General features: G+C 44.2%; 18 protein-coding genes and 2 pseudogenes. 9 read left to right on the top strand and 11 right to left on the bottom strand.

Translation table 11 applies throughout. The features are described 5' to 3' along the window. The 6 genes and pseudogenes from IQQ51_RS27130 to IQQ51_RS14355 form a co-directional block, all read right to left on the bottom strand. Positions 1–625: pseudogene (locus tag IQQ51_RS27130) on the bottom strand (oligoendopeptidase F); the annotation flags it as partial. 133 nt (positions 626–758) lie between these two features. Further along, the gene (gene cobC, locus IQQ51_RS14335; protein ID WP_193841420.1) at positions 759–1,376 is read right to left on the bottom strand and encodes an alpha-ribazole phosphatase family protein; all 618 of its coding nucleotides are present in this window, start codon (positions 1,374–1,376) and stop codon (positions 759–761) included. Positions 1,377–1,385: 9 nt separating this feature from the next. Continuing rightward, the gene (cobU, locus tag IQQ51_RS14340) at positions 1,386–2,006 is read right to left on the bottom strand and encodes a bifunctional adenosylcobinamide kinase/adenosylcobinamide-phosphate guanylyltransferase (RefSeq protein WP_193841421.1); all 621 of its coding nucleotides are present in this window, start codon (positions 2,004–2,006) and stop codon (positions 1,386–1,388) included. 9 nt (positions 2,007–2,015) lie between these two features. Further along, positions 2,016–2,822 carry an adenosylcobinamide-GDP ribazoletransferase gene (locus IQQ51_RS14345; protein ID WP_193841422.1) on the bottom strand — a complete coding sequence of 269 codons (807 nt, stop codon included), beginning with the start codon at positions 2,820–2,822 and terminating at the stop codon, positions 2,016–2,018. Next, a complete protein-coding gene (gene cobT / locus IQQ51_RS14350; protein ID WP_193841423.1) occupies positions 2,822–3,877 on the bottom strand; it encodes a nicotinate-nucleotide--dimethylbenzimidazole phosphoribosyltransferase in 1,056 nt (351 codons plus the stop codon). Before cobT ends, IQQ51_RS14345 begins: the two co-directional genes overlap by 1 nt. A gap of 58 nt (positions 3,878–3,935) precedes the next feature. Then, positions 3,936–4,547 carry a flavin reductase family protein gene (locus IQQ51_RS14355; RefSeq protein ID WP_193841424.1) on the bottom strand — a complete coding sequence of 204 codons (612 nt, stop codon included), beginning with the start codon at positions 4,545–4,547 and terminating at the stop codon, positions 3,936–3,938. Between the two features lie 718 nt (positions 4,548–5,265). On the opposite strand from IQQ51_RS14355, the gene IQQ51_RS14360 reads away from it, so the two are divergent. Together IQQ51_RS14360 and IQQ51_RS14365 are read left to right on the top strand one after the other, a co-directional pair. Further along, a complete protein-coding gene (locus IQQ51_RS14360; RefSeq protein WP_193841425.1) occupies positions 5,266–5,961 on the top strand; it encodes an NAD-dependent epimerase/dehydratase family protein in 696 nt (231 codons plus the stop codon). A 185-nt stretch (positions 5,962–6,146) separates the two neighbouring features. Further along, positions 6,147–7,520, top strand: coding sequence for an L-cystine transporter (locus IQQ51_RS14365; RefSeq protein ID WP_048611859.1), 1,374 nt, complete (start codon positions 6,147–6,149; stop codon positions 7,518–7,520). 114 nt (positions 7,521–7,634) lie between these two features. Here the strand turns inward: IQQ51_RS14365 and IQQ51_RS14370 are convergent, their stop codons facing one another. Further along, positions 7,635–8,027 carry a GlcG/HbpS family heme-binding protein gene (locus IQQ51_RS14370; protein WP_193841426.1) on the bottom strand — a complete coding sequence of 131 codons (393 nt, stop codon included), beginning with the start codon at positions 8,025–8,027 and terminating at the stop codon, positions 7,635–7,637. A 9-nt stretch (positions 8,028–8,036) separates the two neighbouring features. Continuing rightward, positions 8,037–9,047, bottom strand: a complete 1,011-nt coding sequence (locus tag IQQ51_RS14375) for an aldo/keto reductase (RefSeq protein WP_193841427.1) — start codon at positions 9,045–9,047, stop codon at positions 8,037–8,039. A 132-nt stretch (positions 9,048–9,179) separates the two neighbouring features. Between IQQ51_RS14375 and IQQ51_RS14380 the strand changes: the two genes are divergently transcribed. From IQQ51_RS14380 to IQQ51_RS14405, 6 genes are all read left to right on the top strand, one after another. Beyond that, positions 9,180–10,064, top strand: coding sequence for a LysR family transcriptional regulator (locus IQQ51_RS14380; RefSeq protein ID WP_052878270.1), 885 nt, complete (start codon positions 9,180–9,182; stop codon positions 10,062–10,064). A gap of 350 nt (positions 10,065–10,414) precedes the next feature. After that, entirely contained in the window at positions 10,415–11,176 is a 762-nt protein-coding gene (locus IQQ51_RS14385; RefSeq protein WP_193841428.1) for a YdcF family protein, read from the top strand. Between the two features lie 478 nt (positions 11,177–11,654). Then, positions 11,655–13,127, top strand: a complete 1,473-nt coding sequence (locus IQQ51_RS14390) for an aerolysin family beta-barrel pore-forming toxin (RefSeq protein WP_193841429.1) — start codon at positions 11,655–11,657, stop codon at positions 13,125–13,127. A 218-nt stretch (positions 13,128–13,345) separates the two neighbouring features. Beyond that, positions 13,346–13,567 (top strand): hypothetical protein, encoded by a 222-nt coding sequence (locus IQQ51_RS14395; RefSeq protein WP_193841430.1) that lies wholly within the window; start codon positions 13,346–13,348, stop codon positions 13,565–13,567. Positions 13,568–13,905: 338 nt separating this feature from the next. Then, the gene (locus tag IQQ51_RS14400) at positions 13,906–14,556 is read left to right on the top strand and encodes a DUF3299 domain-containing protein (RefSeq protein WP_193841431.1); all 651 of its coding nucleotides are present in this window, start codon (positions 13,906–13,908) and stop codon (positions 14,554–14,556) included. Positions 14,557–14,623: 67 nt separating this feature from the next. Further along, positions 14,624–16,195 carry an amidohydrolase family protein gene (locus IQQ51_RS14405; RefSeq protein ID WP_193841432.1) on the top strand — a complete coding sequence of 524 codons (1,572 nt, stop codon included), beginning with the start codon at positions 14,624–14,626 and terminating at the stop codon, positions 16,193–16,195. Between the two features lie 147 nt (positions 16,196–16,342). Here the strand turns inward: IQQ51_RS14405 and IQQ51_RS14410 are convergent, their stop codons facing one another. From IQQ51_RS14410 to IQQ51_RS14420, 3 genes are all read right to left on the bottom strand, one after another. Continuing rightward, positions 16,343–17,293: a helix-turn-helix domain-containing protein gene (locus IQQ51_RS14410; protein ID WP_193841433.1), complete on the bottom strand. Its 951-nt coding sequence runs from the start codon at positions 17,291–17,293 to the stop codon at positions 16,343–16,345. Between the two features lie 312 nt (positions 17,294–17,605). Continuing rightward, a complete protein-coding gene (locus tag IQQ51_RS14415; protein WP_193841434.1) occupies positions 17,606–18,361 on the bottom strand; it encodes a hypothetical protein in 756 nt (251 codons plus the stop codon). Positions 18,362–18,523: 162 nt separating this feature from the next. Then, a complete protein-coding gene (locus IQQ51_RS14420) occupies positions 18,524–19,045 on the bottom strand; it encodes a DUF2058 domain-containing protein (protein ID WP_010441213.1) in 522 nt (173 codons plus the stop codon). A 419-nt stretch (positions 19,046–19,464) separates the two neighbouring features. On the opposite strand from IQQ51_RS14420, the pseudogene IQQ51_RS27135 reads away from it, so the two are divergent. Further along, a pseudogene (locus tag IQQ51_RS27135) lies at positions 19,465–20,104 on the top strand (phospholipase); the annotation flags it as partial.

The raw sequence follows: 20,104 nt of genomic DNA on the forward strand, positions 1-20,104 counted from the left end.
CGCGCCATGCCGGTTCTTGTTTGTCGAATTCGCTGCCGTACAACAGGCTCGCGGCTTGTGAAAAGCCTAGGGCTTCCTCTTCACCGTCCAGCTCTAGCGACAGTTTTAAAGATCCCGTTAGGTTATCGTATAAACGACCCCACCCGTCACGACCATCAACCTTCATCGCTGCCAATAGCTGCTCTTCAGCAACACTGAGTCGGCTGCTTGATAACTTACGAGAACTTTCAATCGCAAAACGTTGCCCTGCAACATCTGCACTCTCATGCTCTAATACTGCATCAATAAATTCTGGTTCTGCGTGAATTAGCGTGTCTTCGTAAGGGCTGAACGCTTGAGACATTTCAGAGTTCAGCTTCGCTACACGACCAAGCAATGCTTTAGCTTCTGTGTGTGTCGCGTCGACCGATGCGTGACAATTCGCGAAGGTGTTGATCGTACTTAGTAGCGTGCCTGCCGCTTCTGAAGTCTGAATCGCGTTTTGCATCGCTAGAATGATGTGACGCTTTTCAACGTGTAGGTTCAACAGCTCAATGCACTGCTGAATGAGTTCAATGTCCTGTTCGATTTTTGCATCATTAAGATCGCTATAAGCAATGCTTAGATCCCAACTTGGTGTTGTCATGACTAAATTCCTTTCACGTAGGTAGTAATACCAATCAGGTATAGCGGCTGTGAACGCCGCTTTATATTTCGATTTCTGTTTCTATTTACAGAACTAATAGGTTGTTAATTCTTAAACTGTGTTTTTTGAACGCTCAGAGAACAGGCAGCCCTATCGATTTAACGCTGATAAAACTCTGCGCAAACTGAGTGATTTGAATATGCGTTATCGACGCGTTTTCTATCGATAACTTCGAGTACAGACTCGGATTTTTCCAATCAATATCAAGGCAGTGCGCTAACAATATGCGAATCACACCACCATGAGTAACCAACAATATATTGTCACTTGGATCATTCAAAAGTTGCGACCAAGCTTGAGTTACTCTGTCGTGGAAGCCCTGTAAACTTTCTGCACCAGTTAATTGATGATTAGCAGGATCTTGCCAAAAGGTTTCTAGCATTTCCCACTTGTCTTCAAGTTCATCAAATGGGACACCATCAACTTCACCGAAGTTCATTTCCTGAACGCCCGATGCAACTGATAAAGGCACAGACATACGCTCTGCATACAGGTTTGCTAGGTCGCCGCATCGTTTTAATGGCGAGGTAACCACGCTATCAAAGGTAATGTCTTGTATCGCAAGCGCCTCACATATCTGTTCTTGAAGCTCAGGGTTGACCAGCACATCAGATAAACCATTGAGTGCAGCTTTTCCTTCGACTTTGCCATGTCTTAGCAGATAGATGTTTTTGGTTGTTCCATTGACCATGTGTGCGACCTAGCCTTGACTATCAAGCAAGTGATTAGATGGTTTTAAATTCAGTGGTAAGCCTGCCGCTATCAGCGTAACTCGTTCGACAACGCGTGCGAGCGCTTGGTTCATTCGCCCTGCATTGTCGACAAACAAGCGCGACACTTTACCCAGAGGAACGACGCCTAACCCCACTTCGTTCGATACCATGATTATGTGTGCTGGGCTTTGTTCCACGCTTCTGACCAAAGCTTTAACTACAGCTTCGACTTGCTCATTGGTCGCTTCATCACCCAGTTCAAAGATAATGTTGTTGAGCCAGAGTGTGAGGCAGTCAATCAATACCACATCTTCTTTCTCAAAAGACTGCAGTGCTTCAGCTAATTCGACAGGCACTTCATGTTCAATCCACTCTTTACCACGACGATCTTGGTGATGAGCGATTCGCTCGCGCATTTCATCGTCTAGATAAGTGGCTGTCGCTATGTAATGCAAACGCCCATTTGAACATGCTTCAAGTGCACATAATGCTTGTTGCTCTGCAAAACTCGACTTGCCAGAACGAGCTCCACCCAATACCAAATGGCTGTTTCGCTGACTTGCTTGATTAATTTGATTAGCTTGAAAAGTTTGATTCGTGTTTGTCATAGGAAGCCGTTATAGAAAGCCATTGTAAAATGCAGTAATGAATACAAGGTAAGTCAGCAACTCCATTAACTGTTGAGCAGCCCCCAAGCAGTCGCCAGTAAAGCCGCCAATTCGAGCCGTTAACCACTTTTTGAAACCAGTTCTGAACAGATAGGCGACGACAGATAAAACCAAGGCGAATTCAAGACCAAACCACAGGCTAGGCAACACGCCAACAAGCAATAAGAAGACAAGCTCGCTCTTGGTTTGCTTGTTGGCCAATGGCTTACTTTTACTGGTATCTAAATCGCTAACATAAGGCATGTCGTAAATCAGTGATGCTGCAATCGCGCGGCTAAAGGTATAACTGGTCACGATAACCATAAACAGTCCCGTCATGCTTATGAGTTCATTCAACAGCACCCACTTGCCAAGCAAAGCCATAACCAGAGCAGACGCGCCATAAGTACCGATTCGACTGTCTTTCATGATGGTCAAACGACGTTCTAGAGTCATGCCGCCACCAATGCCATCCGCCATATCAGTCAAACCATCTTCATGGAATGCACCTGTGAGCATCAGGCTAAAACTCATCATCAAGAAAATCGCCACTGCACTCGGCAATACCGTATCAAGTAGCAAAAACACACCGCCACACAGAACACCAAGTAACAAACCAACCGTTGAAAAGTAGCGACCAGAACGATTCATTCGCTCTGATGAATAGGGCGTGTTCTTTGGCATTGGCAAGCGAGAAAAGAAGCCCATCGCCAGCGCAAACAACTCCCACTGATAGGTGACTCGATCTTTCAATGATCTTTCTGGCACATCACTCATTAAACCGTGACTCCAGCACTTTCGAAGCTAGCCATGTTGTTATAGAACTCGGCTGCCGCACGAATAATTGGCATAGCTAGCGCAGCACCCGTGCCCTCGCCTAATCTCAATCCAAGATCGAGCAGTGGGTCAGCGTCGAGCAGCTCTAACAGAATTTTGTGCCCTGACTCTTCAGAGCGATGTGCGAAGATCATATAGTCTCGGCAACTCGGTTCAATTAAGGTCGCGACATACGCCGCAACCGATACGATAAAACCATCGACTAATATTGGTGTTCTGTTTTGGTAAGCGCCAAGGAAACCACCGACCATTTGAACGATTTCATAGCCACCAACTTGTGCGAGTACCTCTTTGGTATCTTTAAGCCCTTTAACTTCTTTAAGCTCTAAACCTTTGCAACGCGCAACACCTTGCTCAACCACAGCTAATTTTCGCGCAAGTTGTTCATTGTTGATGCCTGTTCCTAGGCCAACACACTCATCTGCAGACCGATTCGATAATGCACTTAAGATCGCTGATGCGCTGCTGGTATTTCCGATACCCATTTCACCAAACATGATGATATTGGTGCCATTCGAAATGGTTCTAGATACAAGCTCAGTGCCCAGTTCAATCCCGCGTTCCACCGTTTCTAAACTCATTGCCGCTTCATTGGCAAAGTTATTGGTTCTCGTACCCAAACGCTGAGAGATCAACATGTCACTGTCAGATTCCACAGGCAACAATATCCCCGTGTCGACTACCGTGATATCGATGTTATTCACCGCACAGAAGCAATTGATCGCCGCTCCACCGCTTAAGAAGTTCAACACCATCTGTTGTGTGACCGCACTTGGGGCAATACTCACACCTTCGTCAGCAATGCCATGGTCGCCAGCAAAAATGATGATACTTGGCTTATTTAATTCGATGTGTTCAACCGCCGCTTCTTTGCCTTGGCTCTGAATCAATGCCAGTTGATGTGCGACTTTTTCTAATAAGCCAAGCGCACCGAGTGGCTTGGTTTTTTGGTCAATTCGGTGTCGGATGTACTGCGAGTATTGGGTATCTAACATAGTTTTTAAAAACGCTTATTCTGGGTACGTTGATTTAGGGACTGCTACTTAGGGATAGCTACTTAGGGCGTGCGACAGAGAACACATTGGAAAGCGTCGCGTATTCACCGCCACCAAGGCGAGACAAAGGATCCAATGCCAACGCATCAATCTTAAGACGTTCACTCTCTTTGTCGATCACGTCTTCGGAAATGTACATGGTTTCGACTTGAGCAAAAATAAGGCTTTGTGGCACCTCTCCAACCTCTTTTACTTCGTATAAAGTGCAGCCAAAAGCAACCGCGCACTCTTTCACTCTCGGTAAAGAAAATCCTTCAAATTCAACCAGCTCAATATTATTCGCGGTGACTTCCGAATCACCATGTTCAAGGCTAGCTGCTGTCGCTGTCATGGTTTCTGCAGAACTTGAAGAAGCAATGTGAATCACTAGCTTACCTGTTTCTAGGGCATTACGAGTGGTATCTTTGATTTCGCTGGACGGCTTCTTCCCAACCGATAACATCAGTAGCGGCGGATTGCTGGAAACAGGCGTGAAATAAGAGAAAGGCGCTAGGTTGTACTCTTGTTCAGAAGATTCCGTTAATGCCCACGCAATCGGGCGAGGAACAACGGTTTGTGTCATCAGGTGATAAATCTGAGTGGGAGCAAGAGTATCAAGCTTGAGGTTCATAGCACATCCTTGGTCTATGTGAATTACGACTCAGTTTACGTGTTAAGCAAGGCTGTATCTATGGCTATGTGGTAGAAACCGCAGAGAGTGTTCTTAATTTAAACAGATCACACTGGTTTTTTCTCAAATTGACAGTCAAATTGACGAACCCTAAAACACAAATAATACTGATAATAGATTTATCAATAACTTACATTTTGGCATCGTTTATGCTTTATCTAAATTACTTATTAATCTCTCCATTGATAAGTACCCATACAGTGAATGCCCACAACACTGACGCTACACGAAGAAAGACAATCGATTGAAAGACAAAACAGAACAACGATTTAGGAGGTGTAATGATTCCAAATTCAAGTAAAAGAAAACCAAATAAATCAAGTAAGAAAGCTAGCAAAAAGGTAAGGAAAATCCCACTGTCCTTTACCTAGTAAGAAGCAAGAAAAGTAACAAAGCCCGTCGCCCAGCGGGCTTTGTTATGTTTAACGCCTAACTTAAGTTTCAAACCGCATTTATCTTTCCCACCGCCATTATGTTTCATATCGTACTTATGCTTCAGACCGTACTTATGCGTCGAGCCAAACTAAATCATCTCTTTTTCCATAAACAGGCTACTCCCCACATACTACTGACCACTCGTTTAACAAACTTTTATTCGCTTAAAATTCAAACACTGTTTATATTAAACAAGCACTTGTGGAGTGAAGAAGGGATTAAAATGAGTATTTCTGGAGACAAAACATCGGTTGTGGTGGCTGGTGCAACAGGTTTAATTGGCCATCATGTGATGAAGTTGCTCATCGATGAACCCGCGGTTGATCATATCTATGCCCTATCTCGCCGAGCATTAGATTCACAGTTTGACTCCAACAAACTCCTCACTCTTATTCACAGCGACCTGCAAGTTACCAGTTGGGATGACACGAATGCGACGCCTAATCTTGGCGTTATCTGCTTAGGTACGACTAAGAAAAAGGCAGGATCAAAAGAAGCGCTTCGCAAAATCGATGTGGAACTGGTTAGCCAAGTCGCACAGTCGATGAAGTTTCTTGGGGTTCAACGCGTAGCGGTCGTTTCTAGCTATGGCGCTTCACCAGATTCCTATTCGCACTACCTTCGCTGTAAAGGACAAATGGAACAAAATTTAAAACGTATTGGCTTCAAGCAGCTTTTCATCGCACGCCCTGGGCCTCTGGTGGGTGAGCGTGATGAACCTAGAGCTGATGAAAAACTCCTGCAAAGTGTCTTTCCTCTGCTGTCTCCATTTATGCTTGGTAAGTTCAAAAACCTACGCCCTATTCAGTCGGAAGACGTAGCCAAAGCAATGTTGTTCCGGTTATTCGAAAATAATTTCCAAAATATCGAAATTTACTCGTCAAGTGACATGCTCAATTTATTGGCAAAATATCGCTAAAAAGCTCACCTATTCATCACAATGTTGAATATCCACCCATCCTATTGAGTGGATATTACTAATCGTTCTATTAAATTACTTTTCCTTATTTTACGTTTTGTTACAGGTCGCTACTGTAGCTAACAGTATTTGCGCCCATATATCTAAGCGCCCTATCGATTTAAAGAAATTCATAAGGAAAACTAATGTCATTTTCAGCTATCGCTGCCTTAGCGGTATTCACTGGTATCCTCTTTTTTCTCTACGGACAGCAGAAAAAAGAAAACACACTTTCTCGCCTCGTTTTACTCGGTTTAGTATTTGGTAGCGCATTTGGTCTTGGTCTTCAGTTGCTATTTGGTGAAGGCAATCCAGTCATTAACGAAACACTAGACTGGGTAAACATTGTTGGCCGTGGTTATGTTGGCCTACTGAAAATGGTGATCATGCCATTAGTATTGGTTTCAATGATTGCCGCAGTAGTGAAGCTTGAAAAAGGCGGTTCACTGGGCAAGATTTCTGGCATCACCATTTCTGTACTGTTAGCAACAACCGCGATATCTGCGATTGTTGGTATTGTTGTAACGCAAGCATTCGGCTTATCTGCTGAAGGTTTAACAGAAGGCGCTCGCGAAACAGCACGTATCGCAACACTTGAAAGCCGCATCGGTAGCGTTTCAGACCTAACAATTCCACAAATGCTGATTAGCTTTATTCCGACTAACCCATTTGCAGACCTAACGGGCGCTCGCTCTACGTCTATCATCGCAGTGGTTATCTTTGGTGTGCTAACGGGTATTGCTGCTCGTAAAGTGATGGCAGAGAAAGAAGAACTAGAATCTCCAATCCGTACTTTCGTTGAAGCGGCACAATCTATCGTGATGCGCTTAGTTAAGATGATCATGGCACTCACGCCATACGGCATCGCAGCGTTAATGGCGAAGGTAGTTGCAACATCAAGTGCTTCTGACATCCTCAGCCTACTAGGTTTCATCGTTGCATCTTACGTTGCGATTCTACTAATGTTCGTTGTACACGGTGTGTTGGTTTCTTTTGTTGGTGTAAACCCGAAAGAGTACTTCCAAAAGATCTGGCCAGTACTGACGTTCGCTTTCACGTCTCGTAGTTCTGCAGCAACGATTCCACTGAACGTTGAAGCTCAAATCACTAAACTTAACGTGCCACCAGCGATTGCTAACCTGTCTGCCTCTTTCGGTGCGACGATTGGTCAAAACGGTTGTGCGGGTATCTACCCTGCAATGCTAGCAGTCATGGTTGCACCTACGGTTGGCATTGACCCAATGGACATCAACTTCATTCTGTCTCTGATTGCTATTATCACAGTGAGCTCATTCGGTATTGCTGGCGTAGGTGGCGGTGCAACGTTCGCGGCGCTTATCGTACTTCCAGCTATGGGTCTTCCTGTAACGATTGCAGCACTGCTTATCTCTATCGAGCCACTTATCGATATGGCACGTACGGCGCTCAACGTATCTGGTGCAATGACAGCCGGTACGATCACAAGCCGCCTATTGGGTAAAAAAGACAAGCAACAAGATCTGGAACAAGCGAACGCTTAATGGGTTCGATTGATTCAAGCACTTGAATCTCGTTAAACAAAAAAACCGATGCCCATGCATCGGTTTTTTATTATCTGTTACTTCTAATTTCAATTACTTCACAAGCAACGGCACTTAGAACACAAGTTGAATGACTTTTTCGGCAAGTGCTTCATCGTCATCTTCACTTAATCCGCTGATACCAATAGCGCCAATCATCTGCCCCTTTAATTCAATGGGAACACCGCCTTTAAAACCAGTGATCTTAGCGTCGGTCCAGTAACTTAAGTCTTTACCGGTTTTTCTCGCCCAAGCCCCTAAGTTACCACTTGGCTGTCTGTCTCTTGCAGACGTATAAGCTTTGTTCTGTGCTAACAATCCGGCTTGTACGCTCACATTATCCATGCGAATAAACGCCAGTAATTCACCATGTGTATCACATACACTCACAGCGATTGCTTGTTGATTATGCTCAGCAATGTTGAGAGCATTAGACACCAATTGTTGTGCGATCTTTTGATTCAACATATTCATTCCTTATGGCAGTGCTTGACCACGTGAGTACACGTATAGGTTGTACCACTCTTCACGAGACAGGTTTATCTGAGTCGCGACTGCCGAAGCTTTGATTCGCTCTAGATTTGTGGTGCCAATTACAGGTTGGATACGAGCAGGGTGACGAAGCAAAAATGCTAACACAATCGCTTCACTTTCTACGCCATATTGGTTCGCTAACTGAGCCACATAGTGCGCTGTCTTTTTCACATTCTCATGTTCTGAATACAAACCCTGCTCAGCAAATCGGCCTTGTGCCAAACAGCCCCAAGCTTGCAGTTGGATGTTATTCATTTGGCAATGCTCTAGCGTGCCTGCGGCGAAGTCTGATTGATGGTGCCCTTGCGAGTTAATCATCACCCCATCATTCAACCAATCCAGCTTGGCTAAGCTCATCTCAACTTGATTCGCGACAATAGGTTGCCCGAGCGCAGATTGCAGGTACTGAATTTGATGGTTGTTCATGTTCGACACACCAAAATAATCGACCTTACCTTGCGCTTTTAAGTTCTCTAACGTTCTTGCTAGCTCATCAAGTTCCATCAAAGGGTCAGGGCGATGCAATAACAGCACATCAAGCTTCTCAGTGTTCAAACGCTCGAGAATACCGTCTACCGATTGGCCTACCCAATCAGCCGAAAAATCATAACGACCAACATTGCCCTCGCCTTCAAAACGAATCCCACACTTAGATTGAATGAACATCTGTTCACGCAGATCAGGCGCTTGTTGTAATGCTTGACCAAAGGCTTGCTCAGCTTTGCTGAAGGTATAGATATCCGCATGGTCGAATAAATTAATGCCCGATTCTAATGTCGTGTCGATTACACTTCGTGTTTGAGCAACATCCGCACTCGTCACTGGATTATCATTCCAGCCACCACCTAACCCCATGCAGCCATAGGCAACTTGGCCAACATTCGGCAGATAATTTGATAATGGAATACTCTTTTTGGCATTCGTTTTGTTTGTAGATTCAATGCTGTTCGTCATATCGATTCTCGCTTAGAAGATTTGCTGACCAGAAATATGCCTCTATCATATTGTTCTTTTAAAAAAACAGAATATGCTAGTTACGAAATGATTGTTTGATATGACGAACAATAGATTGGTAGGAACGCGCGAATGAACGAACACAAAAGAATAGAACGACTGATCCTGTTTGTAGAACTGGCTCAGCAACTTAACTTTACCAAGGCAGCCGAAAAACTCGGTATCTCTAAGAGCTATCTTTCTGAGCAGATCAAACGTTTAGAGAATGATTTACAGTGCCCGCTTTTGGTCAGAACCACGCGCAGTGTTCGTTTAACCCAAGAAGGCGAACGCGCGTTACAACAAGGCTTGACGATTCGTTCGCAAGTCTTACAGCTTGAACGCAGTGTTTCTGAGCAACACGACATCGTAAAGGGTCTGTTACGCCTCACCGCGCCAAAGATGTTTACTGAGGTATATCTATTCGATATCTGCCAACAGTTTAGGCAACAATATCCAGAAATCCGCTTTGAAATAAACAGCAGCTACACCAACTTTAATCTCAATCAAGATGATATCGATATCGCGTTTCGTGCCACCAATACACCACCTGACAACATGGTGGCGAAACACTTGATTAGCTATCAGCATGATTTAGTCGCGACTCCCGGTTATCTTAATCAATTTGGTCGCCCGACCAATGTGAGTGACTTAAGTGATCATCAATGCTTAGCAACGCTGCACCAAACCGAGTGGCCTTTAAAATCGGCAAATATTGATGTGTCCGGCTGGCTTTCAAGCAATGACAACCACTTGCTCAAACAACAAGCTATGGCAGGCAGTGGCATCATCCGTATTGCAAGTTATTACGTCGCAAAAGAGGTCGAGCTTGGAGAATTAGAGCAAGTGCTGCCTGATGAATGTCTGCAACAAGGCAACAGTATTTACCTTTTCTATCCGCAAGTTATTTATCCTGCAAAGAAACACCAAGTGTTCGTTAAATTTGTTCAAGCTTACTTTGATAATTTAAGAGGTTGAAAACTTAAGAGCTTGATCATTTAAGAGCTTGAAGATTTGGTAGTTTAAGAATATGAAAGCTGAGTTAACGAGTTGAAGAAACGGAAACCGATGAACAGACAAATTAAATAACACGAAATAAGGTTTAAACAACCCTCTTGGTTTATATACCTATATTTAGAATGGGATTATCGAACAATAATAAAGCGATTTTACGAATACTCTCATCGATGATTGTGTTTAATAGAAAGAAATCGTGCATTTGTTTAATAATACAATGAGTTAGTTATGAATGATTAACATAACTGATATATGATGCACCGCTTCAGTATGTCACATCATTTTGGCACCAGTTCGATAACAGGATCCTCATGAGCTTTATTATATTATTACTTCTTCTGCTATTCGTAGGCTTTACACGTTTACTTCAGTGGCGAAAAACCTCTCTGTTTTTATCTCTTGTTCTTATATCGTCATTTGTGCTGATTGGTTCAGGTTTAATTCCTCGTTATTTACTGAACGATCTGCAAGCCGATTACGAAAATAAGCCTGATATCCAATGGTCTGACAATAACGCCATTGTTCTTCTGGGTGCGGGAACGCAGTTAATTAAAAGCACGCAAGAGTTCGAGCCAGCCTTTTTCTCTTTTGGCCGAATCAGTGAAACAGCCAGCCAATATAAAGATTGCGCCAAAACCCAAACCACATGCAAAGTGATCATCAGTGGTGGTGACGCTCAGAATAACGGTGTTACAGAGGCTGAAATTTACGAGCAGCAACTGCTTAGGCTTGGTGTTCCGATGGGTGACATCATTCAAGAGCCAAATAGCGTCAACACTTGGAAGAATGCACAGCTCACTAGTGACCTAATGAAGCATCATAAATTCGACAACATTGTGTTGGTTTCATCTGGCCTACATATTCGTCGTAGCGAGCTCTACTTCAACCACTTCGGCTTGGACGTTATTCCAGTAAGAGCCGACTATATGGCTGCTCAAATTTCATGGTTGCCATTGTGGTACAACTTTGCGGTCACAGATTTTGCTTTGCATGAGCAGATAGGCTTTGCCCGTTACAACATCTACAACTTTATGGGTTGGAACAGCAAACGCGAAAAGCCAGGTGATGCTTAATCTTTACCAATTAAGTTAACTCGATCCATACAAAATGCAGCAGCAATCGAACGGTTGTTGGCTGCATTTTTTGATCCTGCTTATCACAACATCCTTTCTTATTTAGCTTACTCAAGTACTTCCTCATCCTTTGCGCAATAAACCTCTCTAATCCATCTTACTGGCCTAAATTTTCCAAGACAACATACCAAATAGCGAGACTTCAAAAACAGAAACGTTCAACAATTAATCACCCATAGATTGGATTGTTGAAACTAATTGAAGTCATCAAGATAAGTCTTTATCAAACAACAAGTTAATCAGTACAACCTCCTGATATCTATAAGTATTTATTTTCAATTCATTTCAGTATTTTTGGCATTGTTTTATATGACAAAGTACACCCCGCTAGTGTCCCTCGGCTTTAAATCAATACCCATAAAACTAATAAATCGAATTAAATAAAAATAGCCAAATAATGGCATTTAGGAACTTATTAATGATTAACGTCAGTAGAACCATTCTATTTAGCACTGCCTTATTGGTAATCTCTTTTACAGCTCATGCAAAGATATACTCAGACCAAATCGTATTGGATAACCTCGGTGAAGACATCTGTCGTTCCGATTATCGTCCGCTCAATAATACAGAAGCGCAAGAACACAAAACCGCCCTGATATCCCGCATGAATGTGTGGGACATTGCTGGCCTTAAAAATGACTGGGTGATCATGGGGTCAGGCTACCACGGGCTCATCAAACAAGGACAACCCAGCGACAATACCTGGTGTTACCCCAATACCCCAGACGCAGGCCTGCCTTACTACGAAGCGCAAGCCATCGAAACGAACAATAACCTTGATGTTCAACGCGCCTTAGTAAGCGACAACGCGAACTTTATCAGACCACTGAGTTACTTGGCCCATAACCTGGGTTACGCTTGGGTTGGAGGCGATAACGCGCGTTATGTCGGCCAAGATATGGCAACAAAACCGCTAAACAATGGTTGGGAGGTTAAGGGCAATAACGATGGTAGCTGTGCCGGTGATCGCTGTAATGAGAAGACAAGCATCACTGTTGATAACTTCGCTTACACGCTTGATAACACATCCTTTTTACACGGCTCTATAACAGAGACCGACCAAGAGCTGATTGAAACCGTCTCGGCTTATGCAATCAATGATAGCGCTCAGCCTAAACAAATCGTCGTCGACCTTCATTTTGAGCAATCCACACAATGGAGTAAAACACAACACTTCGACCTTGCTGATTCAGTCGTCATTGATGAGACCTTTCACTGGCCACAAGTTGGAAAAACAGAGGTAAGAGTCGCGCTAGAAGAAGGCCAGCGCTTCTCTGATACCAATAATGGCTCTCGCTTTGATCCGACTGACCTACAAGCCATCATCACAGTACCAGCGAACTCAGTACTTCCCTTTCAGGTTGAGTTCTTGCGCTCTACCATTTCATACCCATACTGTATCAAAACGAGCATGAGTTACGACGTGAACTTCACAGGTTTCCTCCGTTATAGTGGCAATGCGCTAAACTCACATCCAACAAACCGCCCGACTGTCTCACACACCTTTACTATGGGAACCACCAGCGAAGATCAAGCCAATATTCGTTACCAATGGGATCACCGCTATATTCCTGGAGAGATGAAATGGTGGGATTGGAGCTGGGCAATCAACACCAATGGACTGAGTAGCATGCTGTACGCCGCAGGTGCCAGTGTGCGTCCTTTCTACACCTATGTTTCAGGCCAATTTAGTGCGGAGTCACAATATTCAGGAATGATCGATATTGGTACCGAGCACTCTATTGATTCATTTAACGCCATGACACCTTCAGGCGATTACACAATCTACTACGCTGGTGACATCAAGGTTCTGACTGACTTCGACCCTGCAGCCCTAGCGCAACTGGGTTATAACAGCGCTCAGCTAACGCTTACCCCAATGCAGCAATAAGCCCATAGAAAGTTTCAGCTGTTATTCCAAGCCCATTTCGTCTGCTCTGGGCTTGATTCGTCTTACATTCTCTCAGTCATTCATCTGCATTAGTCTCTAAGCATTCACTTTCTGAATCGTTTTTCATTGACTTAAAAATGAAATCATAACGACACACTAATTTGCGTAACTTAGGGTGCAAATAGGCAATCAGATTACAGTGCCTATCAGGAGGATGTATGAAACCAAATCGATCTACGGTACTCACTGGACATGTAAAACACTGCCCATGTTGCTCTACCCAACTGGTCATCAAAGACCACATTCACGTTTGCCCGCGCAATGAAATTGGCGACTGTTACTTCGATGGCTACGACCAACACGAACAGCGCGCGAATACCGATTTTATCGATCATGCAAGTGCCAATGACAGCCTTGTTTACGGCATGTCAGAACATTAGCTAGCGAACGAACGAACGAACGTCAATCAGTCTCAATTCCTGTTCAAATGCAAACAAGCCCTGATGCTCTTTCTAGTTAAAAGCGCATCAGGGCTCTTCATTTATTACGCCCTTTTATTCTTCAATGAGCCCTTTTCCTCCCTATCAGAATGCCCATCCACTCTTGGCGCAAAGTGACCTATCTGTATTTTCAGTGGTTGCTATTATTCACAGCACGAATTACGGAGAGCAAATCAATAGGATTTGACCAAGCTTCGATACTTACTATTCGTTTAAGTTGATAGCGAATAGCTGAGACATCGCGAACGACCTTACGACAACGCTGGAGAATCCATCAGATGCTATTTCGATTTAGTTCACTCTTTACGACTCTGTTACCAGGTTTACTGCTTAGCTTTAGTGCTATGTCGTCAACCATGGTGATGTGGGAAGACCTGATTCCGCCGCCAACAAAAGAAGTCGCGCTACCCGCGTTGAATCAAGATCAAGTCTCTAATCTATTTGCCGTTTTGAACTATCAGAAAACGAGCCTTAAGCGTGAGATGAACTCTGAAGAGACACAACAATACGAAGCAAGCAAGCTCGCATTAAGTGAATCTGGTTATGACGCTGATGAACTACTGGCACTGAGAAAAGAAGCACTGGCGGTAGAACACATTCGCTTAACTACGGTCAACACCGAGCTCGAACTGAACGATGTGACTATTCCGGGCTTCGTTGTCCCGCTCGAAATGGACGGCATGTTAACGACGAAGTTTCTTTTGGTACCCATCGCAGGCGCGTGTATCCATACCCCGCCTCCGCCGGCAAATCAGACCATTATTGTCGATATTGATGAAGGGTTCCCACTTCAGGATCTTTACAGAGTCGTTATGGTGTCGGGAGATATCGCCACCTTTGAACAAGATCTACCTATCTCATTCATTGATGGAACCGAAGTGATCAGTACGGGTTACTCAATGGCGGCGCATAAAGTCAATTACCCTTAGTAATTCGCCAACTTTCAATAACGTATTCATTTTCAATAACGTATTTATTTTCAATAGGAAAGCAGTCATGAAATCATCCATTCGCTCTGTTGCGTTACCCATAGTCTTAATTGCGTCAGCAGCTAATGTTTATGCGGCTAACGCTTACGCAGAAAACTACGATGTAGTCATTCAAGGTGGTCATGTTATCGACCCAGAGACAGGTTTGAGTGATGTACGAAATATTGGTATCAACAAAGGCACCATTGAAGCGATCACTAAAGATTCAATCACGGGTAAAACCATCATTGATGCGAACGATCACATTGTCTCTCCAGGTTTCATCGACCTCCATCACCATGGTCAAAACATTGCTGGCTATCGTATGCAGGCACAACAAGGTGTGACCACCGCCCTTGAATTAGAATCGGGTATTTTGCCTATCGGCGACTGGTACAAAGCACAGGCAGAAAAGAACCTGCCGATTAACTATGGCGCATCAGCAGCGTGGACATTTGCTCGTATCGCAACGTTCACCGACAGTGAGCCACAAGCTAATTTGCAGTACTTTCAAAGCATGCAAGGGCTCGACAACTGGAAGCAGAAAATCGCGACACCAGAGCAGCTAGAAAAGATCATGGCATACGTTGAACAAGGCTTAGACGAAGGTGCGATCGGGATTGGTATCAATGCAGGTTATGCGCCGGGCTATGGCCAGAAAGAGTATTATGCCCTTTCTAAGCTTGCAGCAGAGCGCGACGTTGCAACCTACACGCACGTTCGTTATGCAAGCATGATGGAACCAGGAAGCAGCTTTGAGGCTATTCAAGAGCTGATTGTGAACTCTGCACTGACTGGCGCAAAGATGCACATCAACCACATCAACAGTACTTCACTGCGCGATATTGACGCGACATTAGAACTGTTCGATGAAGCAACCGAGAACGGTTTCCATGTTACAGCCGGCGCTTACCCATGGGGTGCAGCAAGTACAGTGGTTGGCGCAGCCATGTTTAGCGGGCCAGAATGGAAAGAACGTTTAGGCTATCAAGAAGAACGTATCCAAATGGGTACTGAACGCCTGAATAACGAAGAGCTTCTCAAAGCACAGAAAGAACAGCCGGGTTCAATCATTAACTGGCACTTTTTAGATGAAGCGGTACCAAGTGAATTGTCTGCACTGGATAAGTCAATCATCCATCCTAATGTGTTGATTGAATCAGACTCCATGCCTTGGATGTTGATCGAAAATGGCAAGGTCAGCTATTACGAAGGTGATGAGTGGCCAATTCCAAGTGAGGCATTTGCACACCCTAGATCGAGCGGTACGTTCACTAAGATCTTAGGTACGTACGTAAGAGAGCGTGGTTTACTTTCTATGGAAGAAGCGATTCGCAAAATGAGTTACATGCCTGCAACTGTGCTTGATGGCTTCGTTCCTCAGATGGAGAAAAAAGGCCGCATCCAAGTGGGCATGGATGCAGACATCGTTATCTTTGATCCGAAAACGGTCGCGAACAAAGCGACATACCAAGTACCGGCTGCGATTTCTACAGGGGTTGATACCGTGTTAGTTAACGGTCAGTTTGTGGTTCAAGATGGCGAGCTTGTAACCAGTGCAGCACCAGGACAAGCAATACGTCGTGACACTAAGAACTAACTTCATTCTAGCGTTAGAGATTAGATAAAAACTCAAAGTTAGATTAAGTCAAAAGTAGATCAAATCAAAATAAAGCCAGCCCCCTCCAACTTACATCTAGTAACTGCAAGGGCTGGCTTTTTGTTTATCCGTTAAAACAAATCTTAATTAGCTGGTTTGCTTTTGATATTGCGCCGGCGTTTTGCCCAACCACCCTTTGAATGCTCGGTTAAAGTTAGATAAGTCGCTATAGCCACATCGCCACGCTGTCTCGAAAGGTGATGTGTTGGCTTTAAGCAACCGCTTCGCCACCTGACAACGAACCTCATCTCGCAAACCACGAAATGTACAACCATGATCAGTGAACTGCCTCTGTAGGGAACGCGACGAAGTTCCAATCAATGAAGCAAGCCATTGAATATTAAACCACGGTAGCACCGCATAGGTTTGTACCAGTGCAGTAATTACCGTCAACCAATCACTGTCTATTGGCTTATCTACTGGGACAAAATCCGCTGACAACGGTACTTCAATGGCACCAAATGCATGCTCGAAATGGAACGCGTCTAGATTCGCAGTATTGGTAACATCTCTCGCCAAGTGGTCAGGAAAACTCATAAACACCGAGTTAGGCTCCCAATGATTACCCAAGAACATGCGACACAACGAAATAAAAGCAAAGGTTCGAAACCATTCTGCTTGGTCATAACCGGGTAACGAAGGGTGATATGAGCCTCGGTGACACAAGTACCACTTGCCATCAATTCTATCGATCCAAACCACCATGTAGTTATTTAGTGTCGGCATCATTTCAAGCAGATGATGAAGTGCATGTTCTAAGTTTTCACATCCTGAGAACTCAGAAACCAACTCAGGCGAGATTTGGTCAAGCGTGATTAACCGCCCCACATCAAACCCAACATTCTTATTGGTTTGTTTGACCATTGCACCGAGAAAAGCCATCGCTTGATGAGAAGACAACCAATACTCTCGGTCTTCAATATCTTCAGGGAAGTCGTATTCAGCCGCAATTTTTCGCCACTCAATCCCCTTTTGTTCAAAGTAAGCTAAAAAGGGAGCAAGATTGTTTGAGTTACTGATATTAATAGGATTCTGCATTAAGCGATTAAAACCTTAGAGACTATCTATTAACGACTATAGCGTTAATTGTTTTTCGATGTGAACTGTTACCGAAACATTGAGGAGTACGCTGCGAAAAAGCACGCTTCGAAAAAACACGGCAAGTGATAAGAACAAAGTAAACGTGCTGGCATAGAGCTTTAATTGAATGGTTTTGGGTGAGTAGATGGAAGAAGCGTACAAGGGGCGATATTAAAACAGGTTGCGGAAAGTGAAGGTGTAAGATGAGAAACTGAAATTGAATGAAGCCTCCATGCTTCGGGATCTTTAATCGTTGAATAGGTGTAGGTTCTAGAAGTAAACCTTATAGAAAACCCACGCTACCGTGTCATCAATATCGATTTTTTTCGATGCCGATTTCATGCTGCCGTTGGTGTTTTCAATCTTAAATTGCCCCCAACGAGTACCATCACTCGACAAAGGCGTACCCGCCGTTATTGAGCTTTTCAGTAATGAGGTTTCAATGTCACCATCCATGTAGGTGTATTCAGGTGAAAGCATGAAGTACGTGCCATCAGCACCCGGCTTCCATGAGATATACGCCGCAGCCATACCACCGAGTATGTCGGTCTTTTTTTCACCCATCGAAGATGCAAAATCACTGTCATAATCGCCCGCTAGTACGCCCACTCGACCGAACAGAGTTAGGTTTTCTACGTCCGGTTTGATCATCATGACTCCGCCCAACGCTGCAGTCGTGAACTGAGTATTGTCGATGATATCAATCGAGCCCGCCGCTGACGGCATAACAGGGTTAGCGAAATTCATAACGTGGAAGTACTGCAGTCGGCTGTCTTTGTATTTTCCGTCTTGGTCCATGGTGCCTTCGATGGTACCCATCGCCATTTGACCGTTTTGTAAACCATAACCAATAGAGCCCGACAGTTTCACCTCACCTTGGTTACTAAAGCCTAGGTAAGCGGATGTGTTAACGGCGGTCAGGTTCGAAGGATCAATCACTTCCTCATTAGAATCTTGTGCGTGAGCTAAAGTGATGCCAGCGCAAAACAGAGTGGTTGCGAAAGCAATTTTGGTGCGTTTTTTCATGTGTGTTCTCCCGTATTAAGGGGACGAACTATAGAGGTTTGCTTAGGTTTATTAAGGTCATTTCGCGCCAAAAAAAATGCAGCGCCAATCGAGTGATTGTTCGCTGCATTCTTAGATCCTGTAAACTTAGCTAGCCATTAGAATGGAGCTAGGTAAAACGGATTACCACATTAGATCATCTGGGATCACGAAGTCTTTGTACGGGTCATCTTCGTCTACTTCGTCTGTGCTGCCTGCCTGCGTATCAACGATAGATTCTTCGTCGCGCATAGCAATCTTGTTCGCTACTGCTGTTGGAATAACAACATAGCTCTCGCCTTGACGAGCAATACTTAGAATACCTTTACTTAGTTGCTTTTGAGTCAGCTCTTCTACGTAAAGATATTTAACTAGCGTACCGTCGGTGAAGTTGTATTTGATCTCACCGTTCTTCTGTTCGATCTTATTCATCTCAATCAGTTGCTTCACTTGAGCTTTAATTTCTTTGCTCAACTGCTGTTCTTTCAACTGTTGGTTTAGCTCTTTGTCTTTCGCTTGCTGCGCCAGTTTAGTTTCTTCAGCTGCCGCTTTTGCTTCACGAGACTGAACGCGAGACTTTTTAGAGCCTTTCTTCGCCTTCTTTAATTTTTTCTCATTTACCAAGCCAGCTTTAAGCATCTGCTCTTGGAGTGTTAACTTTGCCATGACTTTCCCAGTTCAGGATTAAAAACGGCACTATCATACCTGTTTTTGAGGTTTCTGTTTACTGAACAAGAGTAAATTGCAGAACAATCGCAAAATTTGTGCTGATAGCTCTAAGCTGTGTCCATATTCCCTTCTAGTTGCTCACAATCTCTACTCTCCCCGAACAAACAGTTTTCATTTAAGCACGCCAATATTGGCTGTTCTACCGACTCGAAACCATTATCTGACTCTATTATTCGCGCGCGTAACATTTATCATTCCAACAAGACAATATGTTGATTTTCAATGGTTAATCAATTTTATAAAACCTTGGCATATATCTCATATTTGAATAAATGCCATAGAGTTATAACTCCAATGTCATAACTCTTGACTACGTTATTCTAGACATCAATCAATCAATAAGGATAACGTAAACGATGAAAACTCAATGGACTTGGTTCGCTACACTTGTGGCAACCACATCAATCGCTTCGACCTCTGCGATAGCAGACACCGACGTGTATCTCACCAATAACACCAATCAAGTGATGACCATTCAAGCCAACCACACCGGTACCGACCTGCTTCAACTCGGTGACGAGTGGCAACAGCATGTTGAACAAATTGGCCCTTGGGAGACGAAGAAGCTGATCAGTTTCAACCGCTGGACTGGTGTGAAATCTGGGGAGACCTATGAGTTTGACACTGTGGTATCGAACGCTGTGGGCGAGAGTGTCACGCTCAACCAAACCATGAAGGGACACTGGTATAACTCGACACTGCAACATGGTTTGAGTGCCGCAGACGTCAACCTAACGTTGCATGACGACCGCAATATTCATCGCAGTACAACCGATGCGTTCGGGGTCAATGCAGAGCTCGCCCTCAAAGCCGATTCTACGGCGCGTTATGATGATATTTATTACACCATCACCCCACCCAAAGTGAATGAGCAGCCAGAGCCGGATGCCAATACACTCAAGGTCATGACCTACAACATCTGGGCGCTGCCTGCCATCGCTTCACATATTGGTGACCGCTACGATCTTCTCCCTCAATACGTAAAGGGCTACGACG

Source organism: Vibrio sp. OPT18, assembly GCF_015163615.1.
In the GTDB taxonomy this organism is placed as follows: domain Bacteria; phylum Pseudomonadota; class Gammaproteobacteria; order Enterobacterales; family Vibrionaceae; genus Vibrio; species Vibrio coralliirubri.

Bases quoted from the DNA above. Each gene is read 5' to 3' on its own strand.
- cobT (WP_193841423.1), bottom strand. From the start codon at position 3,877: ATGTTAGATACCCAATACTCGCAGTACATCCGACACCGAATTGACCAA.
- IQQ51_RS14385 (WP_193841428.1), top strand. From the start codon at position 10,415: ATGAGCTTTATTATATTATTACTTCTTCTGCTATTCGTAGGCTTTACA.
- IQQ51_RS14355 (WP_193841424.1), bottom strand. From the start codon at position 4,547: ATGAACCTCAAGCTTGATACTCTTGCTCCCACTCAGATTTATCACCTG.
- IQQ51_RS14380 (WP_052878270.1), top strand. From the start codon at position 9,180: ATGAACGAACACAAAAGAATAGAACGACTGATCCTGTTTGTAGAACTG.
- IQQ51_RS14400 (WP_193841431.1), top strand. From the start codon at position 13,906: ATGCTATTTCGATTTAGTTCACTCTTTACGACTCTGTTACCAGGTTTA.
- cobC (WP_193841420.1), bottom strand. From the start codon at position 1,376: ATGGTCAATGGAACAACCAAAAACATCTATCTGCTAAGACATGGCAAA.
- IQQ51_RS14375 (WP_193841427.1), bottom strand. From the start codon at position 9,047: ATGACGAACAGCATTGAATCTACAAACAAAACGAATGCCAAAAAGAGT.
- IQQ51_RS14360 (WP_193841425.1), top strand. From the start codon at position 5,266: ATGAGTATTTCTGGAGACAAAACATCGGTTGTGGTGGCTGGTGCAACA.
- IQQ51_RS14370 (WP_193841426.1), bottom strand. From the start codon at position 8,027: ATGTTGAATCAAAAGATCGCACAACAATTGGTGTCTAATGCTCTCAAC.
- IQQ51_RS14395 (WP_193841430.1), top strand. From the start codon at position 13,346: ATGAAACCAAATCGATCTACGGTACTCACTGGACATGTAAAACACTGC.
- IQQ51_RS14410 (WP_193841433.1), bottom strand. From the start codon at position 17,293: ATGCAGAATCCTATTAATATCAGTAACTCAAACAATCTTGCTCCCTTT.
- IQQ51_RS14345 (WP_193841422.1), bottom strand. From the start codon at position 2,822: ATGAGTGATGTGCCAGAAAGATCATTGAAAGATCGAGTCACCTATCAG.
- IQQ51_RS14415 (WP_193841434.1), bottom strand. From the start codon at position 18,361: ATGAAAAAACGCACCAAAATTGCTTTCGCAACCACTCTGTTTTGCGCT.
- cobU (WP_193841421.1), bottom strand. From the start codon at position 2,006: ATGACAAACACGAATCAAACTTTTCAAGCTAATCAAATTAATCAAGCA.
- IQQ51_RS14405 (WP_193841432.1), top strand. From the start codon at position 14,624: ATGAAATCATCCATTCGCTCTGTTGCGTTACCCATAGTCTTAATTGCG.
- IQQ51_RS14390 (WP_193841429.1), top strand. From the start codon at position 11,655: ATGATTAACGTCAGTAGAACCATTCTATTTAGCACTGCCTTATTGGTA.
- IQQ51_RS14365 (WP_048611859.1), top strand. From the start codon at position 6,147: ATGTCATTTTCAGCTATCGCTGCCTTAGCGGTATTCACTGGTATCCTC.
- IQQ51_RS14420 (WP_010441213.1), bottom strand. From the start codon at position 19,045: ATGGCAAAGTTAACACTCCAAGAGCAGATGCTTAAAGCTGGCTTGGTA.